Source organism: Hymenobacter sp. UV11 (assembly GCF_004684095.1).
Lineage (GTDB): Bacteria > Bacteroidota > Bacteroidia > Cytophagales > Hymenobacteraceae > Hymenobacter.
The window spans coordinates 101896-118621 of sequence record NZ_SRII01000004.1; the positions used below are offsets into that span (position 1 = coordinate 101896).

At 62.7% G+C, this 16726-nt stretch carries 17 protein-coding genes and 1 tRNA gene; 12 read left to right on the top strand and 6 right to left on the bottom strand.

The window, feature by feature from the left end; all coding sequences use genetic code 11:
• Positions 1-129: 129 nt before the first annotated feature.
• Together E4631_RS07925 and E4631_RS07930 are read left to right on the top strand one after the other, a co-directional pair.
• Positions 130-1710 carry a VWA domain-containing protein gene (locus E4631_RS07925; RefSeq protein ID WP_133659573.1) on the top strand — a complete coding sequence of 527 codons (1581 nt, stop codon included), beginning with the start codon at positions 130-132 and terminating at the stop codon, positions 1708-1710.
• 140 nt (positions 1711-1850) lie between these two features.
• Positions 1851-3257 (top strand): APC family permease, encoded by a 1407-nt coding sequence (locus E4631_RS07930; protein ID WP_133659574.1) that lies wholly within the window; start codon positions 1851-1853, stop codon positions 3255-3257.
• 66 nt (positions 3258-3323) lie between these two features.
• Here E4631_RS07930 and E4631_RS07935 read toward each other — a convergent pair whose 3' ends face one another.
• The 4 genes from E4631_RS07935 to E4631_RS07950 form a co-directional block, all read right to left on the bottom strand.
• Entirely contained in the window at positions 3324-4046 is a 723-nt protein-coding gene (locus tag E4631_RS07935) for a DUF92 domain-containing protein (RefSeq protein ID WP_205704218.1), read from the bottom strand.
• 4 nt (positions 4047-4050) lie between these two features.
• Entirely contained in the window at positions 4051-4566 is a 516-nt protein-coding gene (locus tag E4631_RS07940; protein ID WP_240734761.1) for a GNAT family N-acetyltransferase, read from the bottom strand.
• Positions 4567-4726: 160 nt separating this feature from the next.
• Positions 4727-5713: a porphobilinogen synthase gene (gene hemB / locus E4631_RS07945; protein WP_133659575.1), complete on the bottom strand. Its 987-nt coding sequence runs from the start codon at positions 5711-5713 to the stop codon at positions 4727-4729.
• Positions 5714-5824: 111 nt separating this feature from the next.
• A complete protein-coding gene (locus tag E4631_RS07950) occupies positions 5825-6394 on the bottom strand; it encodes a hypothetical protein (RefSeq protein ID WP_133659576.1) in 570 nt (189 codons plus the stop codon).
• A gap of 15 nt (positions 6395-6409) precedes the next feature.
• On the opposite strand from E4631_RS07950, the gene E4631_RS25865 reads away from it, so the two are divergent.
• Positions 6410-6562 (top strand): hypothetical protein, encoded by a 153-nt coding sequence (locus tag E4631_RS25865; protein ID WP_166648240.1) that lies wholly within the window; start codon positions 6410-6412, stop codon positions 6560-6562.
• Between the two features lie 18 nt (positions 6563-6580).
• Here the strand turns inward: E4631_RS25865 and rocD are convergent, their stop codons facing one another.
• Positions 6581-7822, bottom strand: a complete 1242-nt coding sequence (gene rocD, locus E4631_RS07955; RefSeq protein ID WP_133659577.1) for an ornithine--oxo-acid transaminase — start codon at positions 7820-7822, stop codon at positions 6581-6583.
• A gap of 88 nt (positions 7823-7910) precedes the next feature.
• Here rocD and E4631_RS07960 point away from each other — a divergent pair, with 88 nt between their 5' ends.
• The 8 genes from E4631_RS07960 to E4631_RS07990 all read left to right on the top strand — a co-directional run bounded on the left by E4631_RS07960 (position 7911) and on the right by E4631_RS07990 (position 11322).
• On the top strand, positions 7911-8297 hold the full coding sequence (locus E4631_RS07960) for a RidA family protein (protein WP_133659578.1): 387 nt from the start codon (positions 7911-7913) through the stop codon (positions 8295-8297).
• Positions 8287-8460 carry a DUF5522 domain-containing protein gene (locus E4631_RS25870; protein WP_166648241.1) on the top strand — a complete coding sequence of 58 codons (174 nt, stop codon included), beginning with the start codon at positions 8287-8289 and terminating at the stop codon, positions 8458-8460. The genes E4631_RS07960 and E4631_RS25870 overlap by 11 nt, the downstream gene beginning before the upstream one ends.
• Before the next feature lie 153 nt (positions 8461-8613).
• Entirely contained in the window at positions 8614-8853 is a 240-nt protein-coding gene (rpmB, locus tag E4631_RS07965) for a 50S ribosomal protein L28 (protein WP_068339669.1), read from the top strand.
• 246 nt (positions 8854-9099) lie between these two features.
• Complete coding sequence (gene rpmG / locus E4631_RS07970; protein WP_133659579.1) at positions 9100-9282, top strand: 50S ribosomal protein L33; 183 nt, start codon at positions 9100-9102, stop codon at positions 9280-9282.
• A gap of 8 nt (positions 9283-9290) precedes the next feature.
• Positions 9291-9446, top strand: a complete 156-nt coding sequence (locus E4631_RS07975) for a DUF4295 domain-containing protein (RefSeq protein ID WP_071955431.1) — start codon at positions 9291-9293, stop codon at positions 9444-9446.
• A gap of 184 nt (positions 9447-9630) precedes the next feature.
• Positions 9631-10608: a signal recognition particle-docking protein FtsY gene (ftsY, locus tag E4631_RS07980; RefSeq protein WP_133659580.1), complete on the top strand. Its 978-nt coding sequence runs from the start codon at positions 9631-9633 to the stop codon at positions 10606-10608.
• 88 nt (positions 10609-10696) lie between these two features.
• Positions 10697-11143, top strand: a complete 447-nt coding sequence (locus E4631_RS07985; RefSeq protein WP_240734763.1) for a hypothetical protein — start codon at positions 10697-10699, stop codon at positions 11141-11143.
• Positions 11144-11248: 105 nt separating this feature from the next.
• A tRNA-Asn gene (locus E4631_RS07990) sits at positions 11249-11322 on the top strand.
• Between the two features lie 50 nt (positions 11323-11372).
• On the opposite strand, the gene E4631_RS07995 is transcribed toward E4631_RS07990, so the two are convergent.
• Entirely contained in the window at positions 11373-13436 is a 2064-nt protein-coding gene (locus E4631_RS07995; protein WP_166648242.1) for a glycoside hydrolase family 65 protein, read from the bottom strand.
• Positions 13437-13753: 317 nt separating this feature from the next.
• Here E4631_RS07995 and E4631_RS08000 point away from each other — a divergent pair, with 317 nt between their 5' ends.
• The gene (locus tag E4631_RS08000) at positions 13754-16507 is read left to right on the top strand and encodes a substrate-binding domain-containing protein (protein ID WP_133659581.1); all 2754 of its coding nucleotides are present in this window, start codon (positions 13754-13756) and stop codon (positions 16505-16507) included.
• Positions 16508-16726: the final 219 nt, after the last annotated feature.

Below are 16726 nucleotides of genomic sequence, written 5' to 3' on the forward strand. Positions count from 1 at the left end.
GCCGCCACTGGCAGCGGGTTGTGTTGCCCACGCGGGTTACTTATTGGCTACTTCGAGTACTATAGGGTGGACTGACTTCTGCGCAGAAGAGCCGCTTTTTTTCAGAGAAACCCTACCCCCGGATAAGCCATGAAAAAAGTGCTTTGCCTGCTCGCCGTGCCCTTTGCGCTCGCCAGTTGCCACCAATCGTATGAGAAGACCGAGGTGCTCGCCGAGCCCTCCCAGGTCACTTACCAGGCTGATACACTAGCGCCGCCCGCCGAAGCAGAAGCTGGTGATACCTATGCCACCATTCAGGAAAACGCTTTCCGCGCCGCGGCCCGCGAGCCGCTGAGCACCTTCGCGCTCGACGTGGACCGGGCCAGCTACGCCAACGTGCGGCGCTTTCTGCAAGAAGGCCAGCTGCCCCCGCGCGATGCCGTGCGGGTCGAGGAACTGCTCAATTATTTCCACTACCAGCTGCCCGCGCCGGCCGCCGACAGCCCCGACCCGGTGCGCATCAGCACCGAGCTGAGCGACTGCCCCTGGGCGCCCGGCCACCAGCTGGCTCGCATTGGCATTCAGGCCCGGCAGGTCGAAACGGCCAGCCTACCGCCCGCCAACCTCGTGTTTCTGGTCGATGTGTCGGGCTCGATGCTGGGTGATGACCGCCTGCCGCTGGTGCAGGCCGGCCTGCGGCTGCTGGTGCGCCAGCTGCGGCCCCAGGACCACGTGGCGCTGGTGGCCTACGCCGGCGCGGCCGGCCTGGTGCTGCCCCCTACCCCCGGCTCGCAGCCCGAAGTCCTCCTCGATGCCATTGACCGGCTCACGGCAGGCGGCTCCACGGCCGGCGGCGAGGGCCTGCGCCTGGCCTACGCGGTGGCGCGGCAAAATTTCCAAAAGGAAGGTGCCAACCGCGTGATTCTGGCCAGCGATGGTGATTTCAACGTGGGTGAAAGCTCGGACGCGGCGCTGGAGCAATTGATTGTGGATGAGCGCGCCAGCGGCGTGTATCTGACTGTGCTGGGCGTGGGCCGCGGCAACCTGCGCGACAGCCTCATGGAGCTGCTGGCCGACAAGGGCAACGGCAACTACGCCTACCTCGACAACCTCGATGAGGCTCGCCGCACGCTGGTGGCGCAGTTTGGCGGCACGCTCTTCACGGTGGCCAAAGATGTGAAGCTGCAAGTGGAGTTTAACCCCGCCCGCGTGGCCGACTACCGCCTCATCGGCTACGAAAATCGCTTGCTGGCCAACGACGATTTCAACAACGACCGCAAAGACGCCGGCGAGCTGGGCGCGGGCCACACCGTCACGGCCCTCTACGAAATCGTGCCCACCGGCTCGGCTAACCCGTTGGTTGATAAGCTAAAATATCAAACCGAAGCTACCAGCCCTACCCCCCCTTCCGGCACCGACGTGCTCACCGTGAAGCTGCGCTACCAGACGCCGCAGGGTGGCGCCAGCCAGCTGCTGGCCCAGCCGCTGGCCGGGGCTGCCGCGCCCATTGCCCAGGCCTCGGCCGACCAGCAGCTTGCCGCCGGCGTGGCCGAGTTTGGGCTGCTGCTACGCCAGAGCGCGCAGCGCGGCACTGCCACTTACGCCAGCGCCGCCCAGCTGGCCCAGGCCGGCCGCGGCCCCGACCCCGAAGGCTACCGCGCCGAGCTAGTGCGGTTGGTAGGATTGGCCGAAGGAATGACGCCGGCCGACCAAACCGCTGGCCCGCGGTAGGGTTTGTAGCCTACTCCGTTTGTCATTGCGAGCTTGCGAAGCAATCGCACCTGCACGATTCACGTGGATTTCGTTCAGGTACGGTTGCCGCGCTCCGCTTGCAATGACAGACGAGGGTGACGCCGTTACCTTCGCCGTCTATGTCGCAACCATCTTTACAGCGCCGTTTGGGCCTGGTCCAAGCTACTGCCCTCAATATGATTGACATGGTGGGCATCGGCCCCTTTGTCACGCTGCCCCTGGTCATGGGTTTTATGGGGCCCAACTTCCTGCTGGCCTGGATGGTAGGCGCGGCACTGGCCGCTATGGACGGCCTCATCTGGAGCGAGCTGGGCGCGGCCTACCCCGAGGCGGGCGGCTCGTACCGCTTCCTCAAGCTAGCCTACGGCGAGCAGAAGTGGGGTCGCTACATGTCGTTTCTCTACGTGTGGCAAACGCTGATTCAGTCGCCGCTGGTGCTGGCGTCGGGCGCCATTGGCTTTGCGCAGTACTTCGGCTACCTCGTGCCTATGACCGAGTGGTGGCAGCCCAAAGTGGTGGCCGGTACCGTGGTTTTGCTGCTGATAGCCTTGCTCTACCGCCGCATCGAGGACATTGGCAAGCTCGGTGTGGCGCTGTGGGTGGGCGTGCTCAGCCTCATGGGCTGGCTGATTTTTGGCGGCCTCACCCACGCCAACCACCCGGTGGCCTGGCTGCCGGTGGGGGGGGTAGGGAAATTGCCCGGCCTGCTCATCTCGGTGGCAATGGGCCAGGCGGCCGTCAAAACCATTTATTCCTACCTCGGCTACTACAACGTGTGCCACCTCGGCGCCGAAATCAAAGGCCCCGAAAAAGTGATTCCGCGCAGCATTTTCCTGAGCATCCTGGGTATCGCGGCGCTCTATTTATTGCTGAACTGGAGCGTGGGCACCGTCATTCCGTGGCAGGAAGTGCAGAGCTGGCAGGCCGGCGCCGGCGACAAGTCGCAGTTCATTATCAGCGTGTTTATGGAGCGGCTGTATGGGCACACGGCGGCTACCATTGCCACCGGTATGGTGCTGCTGGTGGCGTTCGCGTCGCTGTTTGCGGTGCTGCTGGGCTACTCGCGCATCCCCTATGCGGCGGCGGCCGATGGCGAGTTTCTGCCCGTGTTTGGCAAGCTGCATCCTACCAAGCAGTTCCCCTACGTGTCGTTGCTGTTGCTGGGGGGGGTAGGGTTCGTGTTCAGCCTGCTGTTTCGGCTGGGCGAGGTGATTTCGGCCATCCTGGCGATGCGCATTTTGGTGCAGTTTGTGGGCCAGGCGGTGGGGCTGGTGCTGCTGCGCCGCCGCCGCGGCACGGCGTCGCTGCCCTTCAAGATGCCACTCTACCCGCTGCCCGTCATCCTGGTTGTCATCGTGTGGCTGGCTGTGTTTGCGGGCATTGCGCCGGTCGAGGTCAACTGGGGTGGCCTGCACTTCCAGCTCTACTTCCAGGTAGCCGCGCTGGGCATGATGGCCCTAGGCACGGTGGCGTTTCTGCTCTGGAGCCGCCGCGAGGCCAAGTGGCCGTTTTTGCCTGTTGACTAATTCGCGCAGTATTTCGCGGATAGGTCGCCCTCCACGGGGCACCCCGTGGAGGGCAAAACTGCCTTACTACCCCAGCCACTGCCTCAGTCCACCTGCCACCAGCGCGCCAATGAATGTATTGAGAAAATTGACCGCATTGTTACTCAAATAACCCTGCCGCTCCAATGTGGCGCCCAGCACCGAATCGGCCAGGTTGCCGGCCGTGCCCGCCACCAGCAGCCACCCAAAGGCCGGCCCCCAGCCAAATCCCAGGCAGTAAGCGGCCGCCAGCACGGCGGTGCCGGCCAGTCCCAGGGCCGTGCCTTCCAGGCTCACTACCCCGTTGAGGCCACGCGTATCGGGCCGAAAAGTGAGGATATTGTAGTAGCGCCGGCCGTACACGTTGCCCAGCTCCGAGGCCAGCGTATCGGCGGTAGCGGCGGCGAAGCTGCCGGCCAGCATCAGGCAGGCCAGCGGCGCGTAGGTGGGTAGTAACCAGATCAGTAGACCCAATAGGCCCGCCACGCCGGCATTGGCTACTACCTGGCCGGCCGTGCGGCGGCCGCGGTTTTCCTCGGCCAGCCCCAGGCGGCGCTTATCGGCCACGCGCCAGCTGGAAGCGGCCGTGCCCAACCCAAAAAACAGCGCCAGTAGGGCCAGCCCGCCAAAGCCGCTGCCCAGAAAGATGAGTAGTCCCAGCGCGCCGCCAGTGCCGGCCGCTGCTATCGTCAGCTTGCCTGCCCGCACGCTGTACCCCATGCCGAGGCCGAGCAGCACTACTACTAAGCTGAGGCGCATTATATCCGTCATGGCGCTACCCCAGCTGCTTTTCGTAGCAAAAAAACAGCAGCCCCGGCCGAAACGCCAGCTTTATCTCGCCCGCAAAGCGATAGCCTAGCTTCGGAAACAGCCGCTGGGTGGCCACGTTTTCCGAGTTAGTGTCCACGCGCAACGTGCGCAGGCCCTGCACTATGGCTTCGTGCTCGGCCTGGCGCAGCAGCGCGGCGGCCACGCCCCGGCCCTGGGCGGCGGGGGCCACGGCCAGCCGGTGCGTTACGAGGGCCGGCGCGGCGGCGTCCCAATCGGCGTCGGCGTATTCGGGGTCCTGGTCTTGGGTGAGGGCGGCTACCCCCTCAATTTCGCCCAGGCGCTCGGCCACCCAGAGGTGCTGCTTTTCGATGTCCTGGCGGAAAACCTCCTCGTTTGGGTACTCGCTGGTCCACTGGTAGTTGCCGCTGGCGTTCATCAGCGGCACCACGGCGCGCACCAGCGCCACGATGGCCGGCAAGTCGGCCGCCGTGGCGCGGCGGATGGTCAGGTCGTGGGTCATTTATGTTGAGCTGTTAGCTGAGAGCGCCTAATTAAAAAGCAAAAATCGTTTGTCATTGCGAGCGCAGCGCGGCAATCGCCCCAGAACGATACCCGCACGAGTCGTTCTAAGGCGATTGCCGCGCTGCGCTCGCAATGACAAACGATTTTCTAATAGCTGCCTACCCCCGGCGCAGCACCTCGGCCGCGTCCTTGGCGAAGTAAGTCAGAATGGCATCGGCGCCGGCGCGCTTGATGCTCATGAGCACCTCCATCATGGTTTTTTCGCCATCGACCCAGCCGTTTTGGGCGGCGGCTTTTACCATGGCGTACTCGCCGCTCACGTTGTAGGCCGTCACGGGCAGGTTGGTGTTGTTCTTCACTTCCCGGATGATATCGAGGTAGCTCAGAGCGGGCTTAATCATCACCATGTCAGCGCCTTCGGCTTCGTCGAGCTGCAGCTCGCGCAGGGCTTCGAGGCGGTTGGCAGGGTTCATTTGGTAGCTCTTTTTATCGCCTTTTTTGGGCGCCGAGTCCAGCGCGTCGCGGAATGGGCCGTAGAAGGCCGACGCGTACTTAGCCGTGTAGCTCATGATGCTGACGTGGCTGAACGCGTTGCGGTCGAGCACGTCCCGAATCCAGGCCACGCGGCCGTCCATCATGTCGCTGGGCCCGATGATGTCGGCCCCGGCGCGGGCCTGGGCCAGCGCCATTTGGCCGAGCACTTCGAGCGAGGCATCGTTGAGAATCTCGCCGGTTTCCTGGTTCACTACCCCGTCGTGGCCGTCGGAGGAGTAGGGGTCCATGGCCACGTCGGTCATAATCACCACGTCCGGAAACTGCCGCTTAATGTCGGCTACCGTTTTCAGGTAAAGGCCGTCCATGTTGGTCGATTCGCGGGCCAGCGGGTCTTTCAGCGCATCATTCAGACCCGGAAACGGGGCGAAGGAGTTGATACCCAACTCCACGGCTGCCCCGATTTCGTCGATGATGCGGTCGGCCGAGTAGCGGTATACACCGGGCATCGACTTCACTTTGAGGCGCTGGTTTTGGCCTTCGATAATAAAAACCGGATAAATAAAATCGTGGGCGGTGAGGCGCGTTTCCTGCACCATGTCGCGGATTACCTGCGACTTACGATTGCGGCGGGGGCGGTGAGTTGGAATCATAGCTCAAAGAACAGCCGGCCGGGCCTTTTGTGTGCCCCACCACCCGCAAAAAGTGCTTGTAGGGTAAGCTTCAGCTTGCCGCCGCCCGACCGACGGCAGCCAAAGCTTACCCTACTTCTTCTTACCCCCGCTCACCAGGCTATACAGCAGATAAAGCACCACCAGCGCGCCCACGGCCAGCCCTACCCCCCCCCAGAAGCTCACGCCCGGAATGAGGGCAAACAGCGCCGCCAGCCCGGCTACGATGGCTAGCGCCACGCCAATAAAGAACAGCGCCACGCGCCCCAGGCCGTTCTCGGCCGCGCCGTGGGTGGCCTGCTGCCGCAGCAAGCGCGGCCAGTGGCGCAGTTGGGCCTGGGGCAGCGTAGTGGTCGTTGCTAAAGTCGGGTCGGTCAGCGCTGCCGTTTGCAGCCGTGGCAGCACCGTTACCAGGCGTTGGGCGCCGGGGTGGGGGGTAGGCGCGGCGCCGACTACCACAGCTTCTGCCACCGGGGCAGCGGGCAATGCGGCCGAGTCGGCCAGCGTGGTGCTTACCCTAGGCGCCACAGCCGTAGCGGCCCGGTAGGGCGCCGGCTGAAAGGAGAAGCTGGGCCGGCTGCTTTGGCAGCTACTAGCCATAAAGCCAGCCAGCAACGGCAGCAAACAGAGGAAAACCAAGCGAAAGCGCGTAGCAAAGAGCATAGGGAAAAGCCAGATATGAAGCCTAAGGTGGACTGTACGGATATTCCGCAGTTTCCGCTATTCGGCGGCCGGCCACCCGGCTCCCTACCCCCCTCGCGCACGCCGAAGCCCGGCCCGGCCCGGCGGCCTGTAGCAGTGGTTTGGGGTACTGTGCGCAACCTGCTTTAACCTGGCGGAACTCCGCGTTTAGAACGCCAGAATAACCTGCTCAATCACGTCGCAGGCCGCGTGCAGCTGCTCTTCGGTGATGACCAGCGGCGGGGCAAAGCGGATAATATCGCCGTGGGTGGGCTTGGCCAGCAGGCCGTGCTCCATGAGGCTCACGCACACGTCCCAGGCGGTGCGGCCGTCGGCGGCGGGCTTGATAACCACGGCGTTGAGCAGGCCCCGGCCGCGCACTAGCGTCACCACTTCGAGGCGCTGGGCCTGCAACTGGCGCATGCGGGCCCGGAAAATCTCGCCCAGGCGAAAGGCATTATCGGCCAGCTTTTCGTCGAGTAGCACGTCCAGCGCGGCCTGCATGACGGCGCAGGCCAGCGGGTTGCCGCCAAACGTGGAGCCGTGCTGCCCCGGCTTGATGGTGAGCATAATGGCATCATCGGCCAGCACCGCCGATACGGGTAGCACGCCGCCACTCAGGGCCTTGCCCAGAATGAGAATATCACCCCGAACTTCTTCGTAATCAGTGGCCAGCAGCTTGCCGGTGCGGCCCAGGCCGGTCTGAATTTCGTCGGTAATCAATAGCACATTGTGCTCCCGGCACAGCTCGGCGGCGGCGGTCAGGTAGCCCTCGCCGGGCACTACTACCCCCGCCTCGCCCTGGATGGGCTCGATGAGGAAGCCGCACACGTGCGGGTCGGCCAGCGCTTCGGCCAGGGCCGCGGCATCGTTATAAGGGACCACCTGGTAGCCCGGCACGTAGGGGCCGAAGCCGCCCGTGCTGTCGGGGTCGGTGCTGAAGGAGATAATGCCCGTGGTGCGGCCGTGGAAGTTGTGCTCGGCCACCACAATGCGTGCCATGTTGGGTGCAATGCCCTTTTCCTGGTAGCCCCACTTGCGAGCCAGCTTGAGGGCCGTTTCCACGGCCTCGGCGCCCGAGTTCATCAGCAGCGCCTTATCGTAGCCAAACAGCTCACACAGCTGCTTCTCGGCCGCACCCAGCCGGTCGTTGAAAAATGCCCGCGAAGTCAGCGTCAGCTTCTGCGCCTGCTCCGTCAGCGCCCCGATGATGCGCGGGTGGCAGTGCCCCTGGTTCACGGCCGAATAGGCCGAGAGAAAGTCGAAATACTGCCGGCCGGCCACGTCCCACAGGTGCACGCCCCGGCCCCGGCTCAGCACCACGGGCAGCGGGTGGTAGTTGTGGGCACCGTATTGGTCTTCGAGCTGCATCAGCTCTTCGGCGTGCGAGGTGGGGGTAGGGGCTAGCATAGGGTGGGGGGGTAGAGTAAGGTTTTAACGTATTCAAAATTACGAACAAAGCAGCCGCTATTTTGGCCGCTGCTACCTTTGCCTTGCTATGGAAATCCTACATCACCCCGACGCCCCGCAGGCGGTTGGCCCATATAGCCAGGCCATTGAGGCGGGCGGCTTCGTGTTTTGCTCGGGCCAAACGCCCCTCGTGCCGGCCTCCATGCGCATCGAGGCCGATACTATCGAAGCGCAAACCCGGCAGGCGCTGGCCAATCTGGCTACCGTGCTCGCCGCCCGCCACCTGGGGCTGGCCGACATTGTGAAAACCACCGTTTTTCTCAAAAACTTCGCCGACTTTGCCCGCATGAACGCCGTGTATGCCGACGTATTTGGGACGCACCGCCCGGCCCGTACCACCGTCGAAGTATCGCGCCTGCCCCTGGAGGCGCTGGTCGAAATCGAGTGCATTGCCGCCCTGCCCAATGCCCGATGACCCCCGGCTAGCCGCCTTTGCCGCCCTGCCCCTGCAGCCCGGCGATTTCTACCACACCCCCGAAGGCTACCTCGTTTTCACTGCGCAATACCACCAGCGCCGGGGTTTTTGCTGCGGCAGCGGCTGCCGCCATTGCCCCTGGAAAAAAGAAAAACAGGCCTAGCGAAAGAGGAAAAATTGCTTCCAAAGCCGCCGCCGGGGGCTACTCCTTGTCGTTCATCGCTGCTGCTCAATTGCTTTACGATTTGGTATTTGGCTGAAAATTGCCGATATTTGCGGCCCGTTTCGGAATAGCATCATCTAACCCTTCGATATCATGGCCCGAGTTTGTGATTTGACCGGCAAGCGTACCCGCGTAGGCAACAACGTATCGCACGCCAACAACAAGACTAAGCGTAAGTTCTACCCCAACTTGCAGAAAAAGCGCTTTTACATCCCCGAGCAAGACGCTTGGGTAACGCTGAAAGTAGCCGCCTCTACCATCCGCACCATCAACAAGAATGGCATCATGGCCACCTTGAAGAAGGCCAAGGAGCAGGGCTTCATCGTTTATTAGTCCGCCACTGCCGCGGTAATTTCTCAGGTTTTTTCGGGCCTGTTAAGTACGAATGCCGGTGCTGCCACTTGGCTCCTTTTTGAGGGGGTAGGAGGCAGCACCGGCTTTGTTGTGCCGCTGGCAGCAGCAAAGAATTAAAGGCGAGTTAGGTGCTAACCTAGTATCTGGCTGGCCACTTGCGAAGTTGCGGAAAAAACCCGTACCTTTGCAGTCCTAAAATTAAAAACTTACCCCCCTCCCGTCACGATGGCCAAGAAAGGAAACCGGGTGCAGGTTATCATGGAGTGCACCGAGCATAAAAATTCGGGCATGCCGGGCACCTCGCGCTACATCACCACCAAGAATCGCAAGAACACCCCCGAGCGTATCGAGCTGAAGAAATTCAACCCGATTCTGCGCAAAATGACTGTTCACAAGGAAATTAAATAACCTGAGTCATGGCTAAGAAAGTAGTAGCAACGCTGAAAACCGCCACCGGCAAAGACTGGGCGAAAATCATTCGCGCCGTCCGCTCGGAGAAGACCGGGGCCTATACCTTCAAGGAGGAAATGGTGCCCGTGGATAAAGTACAGGATGCGCTGGCTGGCAAATAAGCCTCCCAGACGGCTGATGTAGTGAAAAAGTCCCACCTTCGTGGGACTTTTTTCGTGTTTACCACTTCTGTCACGCCAGCGAGAGCAGCCAGTTCGCGCATGTGCAGAAGCAAGCAATTATCCTCACAACGACTCGGGCGAGATGCTTCGGCAGGCTCAGCATGACGTTCTTTTTGCCGGTATTATGGGCCTCTTCGACTTTTTTAAGAAAGACAAGGAAAGCAAAGCGCAGCAGCAAGCTCTCGACGAAGGCTTGCAGAAGACGAAAACCAACTTCTTCGACCAGCTGAGCAAGGCCGTGGTGGGCAAAAACACCGTGGACGAGGCCGTGCTCGACGACCTGGAAACGCTGCTCGTGCACGCCGATGTGGGTATCGACACCACGGTGAAGGTCATCGACCGCATCGAGAAGCGCGTGGCTCGCGACAAGTACGTGAATACCAACGAGCTCGACCGTATCTTGCGCGAAGAGATTGTGGATCTGCTCGATGCGCACGGCGATACTACTGGCTCGCGCGCCATCCTCGACCGGCCCGACAGCCCCGGCCATCCCTTCGTGATAATGGTGGTGGGTGTGAATGGCGTGGGCAAAACCACGACCATCGGCAAGCTGGCGCACCGCTTTCACAGCGCCGGCAAGAAAGTGGTGCTCGGCGCCGCCGATACCTTCCGGGCCGCCGCCGTGGACCAGCTCATCGTGTGGGGCCAGCGGGTGGGCGTGCCCGTCATCTCGCACGGCATGAACACCGACCCCGCCGCCGTGGCCTACGACGCCGTGCTGAAGGGCGTGGAGATGGGCGCCGATGTGGTCATCATCGATACCGCCGGCCGCCTGCACAACAAGGTGAACCTGATGAACGAGCTCAGCAAAATCAAGCGCGTGATGCAAAAAGTCATTCCAGAGGCGCCGCACGAGGTGCTGTTGGTGCTCGACGGCAGCACCGGCCAGAATGCCTTTTTGCAGGCCAAGGAGTTCACGAAAGCCACCGAGGTGTCGGCCCTGGCCATCACCAAGCTCGATGGCACCGCCAAGGGGGGGGTAGTGATTGGCATTTCGGACCAGTTCAGCATCCCGGTGCGCTACATCGGGGTAGGCGAGAAGATGACGGACCTGCAGCTGTTCGACCGGCACACGTTCGTGAACTCGCTGTTCAAGAAATAGCCGCCGGCCGTAAAAACGACTTTTCGCAAGCGCCCGGTAAACTACCAGGCGCTTGCGTGCGTTTGGGAAGCCCCTTCCCGTTGACCCGATGCGTTACCTTCTCTTAGGCCTGTTGGCCAGCAGTGGCCTGCTCGCCGCCTGCAATTCGAATACCGATACCACCACGACCATCCCCAACGTGCCGGTAAACGTGCAGCTGGACCTGCGAGACCAGCAAAATAAGGCCCTGCTCTTCGACAACGGGGTAGTAACCATCCCGCCCGGCAGCGCCAACGGCCAGGGCGGCGTAAAAGGTATCTACGTGGTGCGTCAGAACGCCACCACCTACGCGGCCTTCGAGCGCAACTGCCCCTACCAGCCGCTCAGCAGCTGTGCCACCGTGACGCTCGACCGCAGCTCGCGCCTGTTCTTCCGCGATAGCTGCTGCACCTCCCAGTTCAGCCTCCAGGGCCTGGTCACGGGTGGCCCCGCCGCCCGCTCGCTTCGCCAATACAACACTAACCTAAGCGGCAGCCTGCTGACAATCAAGAACTAAGCCTGTTTTTGCGCACAAAAGCGGTTTTTTATCCCGAAAAGCTTGGTATTTCAAAAACACCTTTCCTATCTTTGCAGCCCGAAAGCGCCGGTTTCGGGATATAAAGCTTCCTTAGCTCAGCCGGTTAGAGCATCTGACTGTTAATCAGAGGGTCCCTGGTTCGAGCCCAGGAGGGAGCGCTTTAGCTTAGAATGCCCGCCCTTACTGGCGGGCATTCTTCGTTTCTAGGCTACTTGGCGTTCGAATACGTCTTGTGCTGCGGCCCTACCCCCGTTATCCGCACCGACTGCCAGCCGGTGGGCAGCGTGGTCTTGCGCTGCGTGATGCCGGTGGGCGTAATGTCTAGGCCGCCGAAGCCCATGAGCACGGCTTGCAGCACGCCGCCCGCGCCGGTGGCGAAGTAGGGGTTGGTGCCGCCCTTGGTCTCGGCGATGACGCGGAAGGGGGGTAGGAGATTGGGCAAATACGAGTCTTGGAAGAAATGCTGGGCCTTGGCGCCGTCGCCGAGGCGCGAATAAAGCAGCGCGAAGATGGCCTGCGTCATGGCGGGCGTGCCTTCGTTGGGTACGCGCGCCGAGTAGTAGTCCAGGTCTTTGCGGACTTGGGCGGGGGTAGTGATGACGTTGAGCGGGAAGGCCAATAGGTTGACATCGCCCTGCTTGATGCCCTCGCCGTGGTAGGTGGCGTGCTCCTGGGTCACACCGTCGGGTAGGTGCAGGATGGGGATATTCTGGGCCACGTGCAGCCAGTCAGGGTTGGCGGGTAGGCCCAGCAGCTTGGCGGCGGCGGTGGCATTGCGCAGGTTGACCTGGGCGGCGGCGTTGGTGAAGGCGTTGTTGTCCACGTTTTCGGCCCACTCGTCGGCGGCTACCACGTTCTTAATATCGTAGTGGCCGGGGCCGTTGCGCTCGACGCGGCTGGTCCAGAAGTCGGCCGTGGCCTGCAGGATGGGCCAGCCTTTCTCGCGCAGCCAGGCTTTGTCCTGCGTCACGCTATAATACTGCCAAGCGGCCAGTGCCACGTCGGCCGTGATGTGGTGCTCAAACGGCCCGCTGAGGGCCCACACCGGCGTTTCCTCCACGCCCGAGTCAGCGCTTTCCCAGGGGTACATGGCGCCCTGGTAGCCGTGGGCGAAGGCATTGCGGCGGGCCAGGTCGAGGCGGCGGAAGCGGTATTCGACCAATGATTTGGCGATGTCGGGGTGCAGCACCAGCAGCGCCGGAAACATCCACAGGTCGGCATCCCAGAACACGTGGCCGTTGTAGCCCAGGCCCGACAGGCCCATCGGTGAGGGCGAGTAGTCGGTGCCGGCCCGCGAAAAGCTGTAGAGGTGATACAGCATGGAGTGCACATCCTGCTGGGCCTGGGCGTCGCCGGTGATTTGAATGTCACTCTGCCACAGTTCTTTCCAGGCTTTCTGATGAAAGTCGAGCAGGCGCTGGCGGCCTTCGAGGCGGGCGAAGATGGTGAGGCGTTCGGCCTCGTTGAGCGGGTCGGGGTGGTGGGCCGAGGTGATGCTGGAGCCCGCCACGGCGTAGGCGTAGGTCTGGCCGGCCTTCAGCGTCTTGCTGAATTTCATGAGGTGCATATTGTTGTCCCACATCTCATGAATGATGCGGGGCTCCTGGCCGTGCGGCTCCTCAAACAAAAAGCTGGTGCTGGCGCACAGCAGCAGCTTGCCGGTGGGGCTCTTGGCCGACGACGTGAGCAGGCTGAGCGTGGCGTGCGGCCGGTCGATTTCGTTGTAGTAGTTCTGCACCTCGCGCAGGGCGTCGGGGGCATTCATGACGCTGGCGGCGGTGAGGGCCACGTCTTTTTTGGCCACGATGCTCACGTCGAGCAGCACCGTGAAGGGCAGCTGGCGCAGCGCATAGTAGGTGTAGCTGATGGTGGCCTTGTCCTGGTAGTCGAAGGTGGTAGTAAGGGCCGCGCGCTGCATATCCAGCTCCTGCCGGAAGTTGCGGGCGTCTGCCGCGCCGAGGCGGTGGCCGTCTACCTCCAGGTACATATCGAGCAGGTTGAAGCTGTTCAGGAAATTGCTGACCCTACCCCGCCCGTACTGGTCGTAGGCGCCGGCCAGCACCACGTTCTTCAGCTGAAAGGGGGTAGGCGACGACACCAGCCCAATCATGCCGTTGGCCACGGTCACGCCGTAGTAGTTGGCGGGGTCAATCTTGTCGGCCGTGATGCGCCAGGGGTTGGGCGTGGCCTGGGCGGCGAGGGATAGGCGGGTGGCTAATAGCAGCAGGACACAAAGGCCTGCCAGCAGGTGGAAGCGGGTGGGAAGGGACATAGGAGCGGGGAGAAAAGCACAGCGTCGGCCCAGCGGCTGGCCCAGATAACGCGGGAAGGCTAATCGGGCCAAAAGTAAGCTAACCACCGCAACTGGCTGGCCGTGCGCTCGGCGCGCCGATACTGCTGATTTATCTCTCAACCTGAGTAGTGTGTAAGTGGTTACTAACTTGTGACGGACCTGGTAAATTCGAGTTAATTCGTTTTACTAGTACCTTGCTAGCTAGGAATATTTAATAAAAGGACTGAACTAACTGGCTAGCTGCTACTTGCCTGCACTTGGCGCCTTGCTTCCCGTCCTTGCCCTTTCTTATCCGCTTGCGTACCCGTTTTCTATTCATCTGGCGCTGTTGGCGGCTACTCAGCTTGTTGGTGCTGGGGCTGGCTGGCTGCGCCCCGGTGCCGCAGGAGCCTGAGTACCGCATCGGCTTCTCGCAGTGTACCACCGGCGATGCCTGGCGCCAAGCCATGCTGGCGGGTATGCAAAAAGAGCTGAGCCTGCACCCCAGCGTGCAGTTTCAAATGCTGGACGCGCACAATAACAGCGACTTGCAGCGCCGCCAGGTGCAGGCGCTGATTCGGCAGAAAGTGGACTTGCTGATTATCTCGCCCAACCAGTCGGGGCCGCTCACAGCGCTGGCCGAGACGGCGTATAACCAAGGCATTCCGGTAGTAGTGCTCGACCGGCGCACCACCTCGCAGCTCTACACGGCCTACGTGGGCGGCAACAATCGGGAGGTGGGCCGCACGGCGGGCCACTACGCTGCGCAGCAGCTGCATGAGCGCGGCCGGGTGCTCGAAATCCTGGGCGCGCCCGGTTCGTCGCCGGCCACCGACCGCCACCTGGGCTTTATGGAGGCGCTGGCCGCCTACCCCCCCATGCAGCTCGTGGCCCGGCTCGATGGCGACTGGCGGCCCGAATTAGTGCGGCAGCGCCTGCCCGCCCTGCTGCGCGCCCACCCCAATGTGGAGCTGATTTTTGCCCAAAACGACCCCATGGCGCGGGCGGCCCACGAAGTGGTCGAAGAGCTGGGGATGAGGAACTTGCGTATTATCGGCGTTGATGGCCTGACGGGGCCGGGCAATGGCTTGCAGCTGGTAGCAGATGGCGCGCTGAAGGCCACATTGCTCTACCCCCCCGGCGGCGAGCAGGCTATTCGCACGGCCCTGCGCATTTTGCGCCACGAGCCCTACGAGAAGGAAAACCTGCTGGGCACGATGGTGATTGACTCGACCAACGTGAGCGCCGTGCGCACGCAGGCCGAGCAGCTGGTTACCCAGCGCCAGGATATTCAGCAGCAGCAGCAGCGCTTGCAAGCTGAGCAGCACCGCTACGCCATCCAAAAAACGACTGTTTACCTGCTGCTGGCCAGCCTGTTGGGTGCAGTAGCGCTGGGCGCGCTGGCCTGGCGCTCGTCGCGCCTCAACCGCCGCATTCGGCGCACGCTGGAGGGCCAGAATGCCGAAATCAGCGCCCAGCGCAACCAGATTGCCGAGCTGGCCGAGGAAAACCGTCGCTCGTCGGAGGCTAAACTGCGGTTTTTTACCAACTTCTCGCACGAGCTGCGCACGCCGCTCACCCTCATTCTGGGGCCGGTGGAGGAGCTGCTGACCAGTCCGGCCGACCTCTCGCCGGCCCAGCGCCACGACCTGAAGCTGGTGCGCCGCAACACCCAGCGCCTGCTGCAACTGGTAAATCAGCTGCTCGATTTTCGCAAAATCGACGTGGGTAAGATGGCCGTACGCGCCAGCGAGGGCAACCTGGTGAGCTTCGTGCGCGAAATCATGGATGTGTTTGAGAAGCCCGCCCGGCAGCGCAGTATCACGTTCCGGTTTTTGCCCGCCGAGCCGGTTATCAGTCTGTGGTTTGACGGCGATATTTTGGACAAAGTGCTGTTTAACCTGCTTTCCAACGCCTTCAAATACACCCCCGACGGTGGCCACATTACGGTGATCATGCAGCCCGTGCTGGCCACCGACGCGGTGCGCATCAGCGTGGAAGACAACGGCCGGGGCATTGCCGAGGCCGACCAGGCGCACATTCTGGAGTGGTTTTACCAGGGCCGCCAGCCCTCGGCCAACGGCTCGGGCCTGGGCCTGGCGCTGGCCGAGGGCCTCACCCGGCTGCACCAGGGCACGCTCTCGTTTCGGAGCCAGCCGGGCCACGGCAGCACCTTCGAGGTGACGCTGCCGCTGACGCGCCCGGTGGGCTGGCAGGAGGCCAGCGCGGCCCCTACCCCCCACGTCCGCTTCGAGCCTGATGAGGACGCCGCCGAACCCCAGGCGGCCCCTACTGCCGCTGCCACGGCCACCGTGCTCCTCATTGAGGACAACGACGAGGTGCGCAACTTCCTGGTGGAGAAGCTCCAGCCGCACTTCCAGGTGAGCACCGCGGCCGACGGCGCCACCGGCCTGCGCCTGGCCACGGAGGCGATTCCCGACGTGATTGTGTGCGACGTGACGCTACCCGAGCTGAGCGGCTTGCAGGTGGCGGTCAGGCTCAAGGGCGACTGGCGCACCTCGCACATTCCGCTGGTGCTGCTCACGGCCCAAAGCGCGCCTGAGCAGCAGGTGGCCGGCGTGCAGGCCGGTGCCGACCTCTACCTCACCAAGCCCTTCAACCCCACCTTTCTGCTTGAAAGCCTGCGCACGCTGCTGCGCAACCGCGAGCAGCAGCGCGAGCACTTCCGGCGCGAGCTGAGCGTGGACACCGCCACCGTGGCCCCGCAGCGCGTGGACCAGAAATTCCTGGCCGACCTCACGGCCATCATCGAGGCCAACCTCGACCAGCCGGGCCTGAGCGTGGACGACATTGCCCGCAGCCTCGGCGTGTCGCAGATGCAGCTCTACCGCAAGGTGAAGGCCCTGCTCGGCACAGGCGTCACGGACTATCTCCAGACCATCCGGCTCACTAAGGCGCGGCTGCTGTTGCTGCAAGAGGGCGTCACCGTTGCCGAGGTGGCCTACCAAACGGGCTTTTCGTCGCCCTCCTACTTTTCCACCGCCTTCAAGGCCAAGTACCAGGTGTCGCCCTCCGAGTTCCGGGCCCTGCACCTCACCTCACGCGCCTGATGAGGCATGTAGAACGGAGTGCCACTCCGTTCTGCCGCGCAGCGGCAAGCCCGCGGGTGGCGTGGCCGAACCAAACTGCCTTGGCGCGCTGCGCCAGAACGGAGTGCCACTCCGTTCTACATGCCCGCTACCACCGCCGAATTTTGCAAATGCCGTAGGATGAGTGAAAGCTAGGCGCAAAAGAGGGGGTAGGGAATTGTAAATAAAAAACTGATTATC

Bases quoted from the DNA above. Each gene is read 5' to 3' on its own strand.
- E4631_RS07925 (WP_133659573.1), top strand. From the start codon at position 130: ATGAAAAAAGTGCTTTGCCTGCTCGCCGTGCCCTTTGCGCTCGCCAGT.
- E4631_RS07930 (WP_133659574.1), top strand. From the start codon at position 1,851: ATGTCGCAACCATCTTTACAGCGCCGTTTGGGCCTGGTCCAAGCTACT.
- E4631_RS07935 (WP_205704218.1), bottom strand. From the start codon at position 4,046: ATGACGGATATAATGCGCCTCAGCTTAGTAGTAGTGCTGCTCGGCCTC.
- E4631_RS07940 (WP_240734761.1), bottom strand. From the start codon at position 4,566: ATGACCCACGACCTGACCATCCGCCGCGCCACGGCGGCCGACTTGCCG.
- hemB (WP_133659575.1), bottom strand. From the start codon at position 5,713: ATGATTCCAACTCACCGCCCCCGCCGCAATCGTAAGTCGCAGGTAATC.
- E4631_RS07950 (WP_133659576.1), bottom strand. From the start codon at position 6,394: ATGCTCTTTGCTACGCGCTTTCGCTTGGTTTTCCTCTGTTTGCTGCCG.
- E4631_RS25865 (WP_166648240.1), top strand. From the start codon at position 6,410: ATGAAGCCTAAGGTGGACTGTACGGATATTCCGCAGTTTCCGCTATTC.
- rocD (WP_133659577.1), bottom strand. From the start codon at position 7,822: ATGCTAGCCCCTACCCCCACCTCGCACGCCGAAGAGCTGATGCAGCTC.
- E4631_RS07960 (WP_133659578.1), top strand. From the start codon at position 7,911: ATGGAAATCCTACATCACCCCGACGCCCCGCAGGCGGTTGGCCCATAT.
- E4631_RS25870 (WP_166648241.1), top strand. From the start codon at position 8,287: ATGCCCGATGACCCCCGGCTAGCCGCCTTTGCCGCCCTGCCCCTGCAG.
- rpmB (WP_068339669.1), top strand. From the start codon at position 8,614: ATGGCCCGAGTTTGTGATTTGACCGGCAAGCGTACCCGCGTAGGCAAC.
- rpmG (WP_133659579.1), top strand. From the start codon at position 9,100: ATGGCCAAGAAAGGAAACCGGGTGCAGGTTATCATGGAGTGCACCGAG.
- E4631_RS07975 (WP_071955431.1), top strand. From the start codon at position 9,291: ATGGCTAAGAAAGTAGTAGCAACGCTGAAAACCGCCACCGGCAAAGAC.
- ftsY (WP_133659580.1), top strand. From the start codon at position 9,631: ATGGGCCTCTTCGACTTTTTTAAGAAAGACAAGGAAAGCAAAGCGCAG.
- E4631_RS07985 (WP_240734763.1), top strand. From the start codon at position 10,697: ATGCGTTACCTTCTCTTAGGCCTGTTGGCCAGCAGTGGCCTGCTCGCC.
- E4631_RS07995 (WP_166648242.1), bottom strand. From the start codon at position 13,436: ATGTCCCTTCCCACCCGCTTCCACCTGCTGGCAGGCCTTTGTGTCCTG.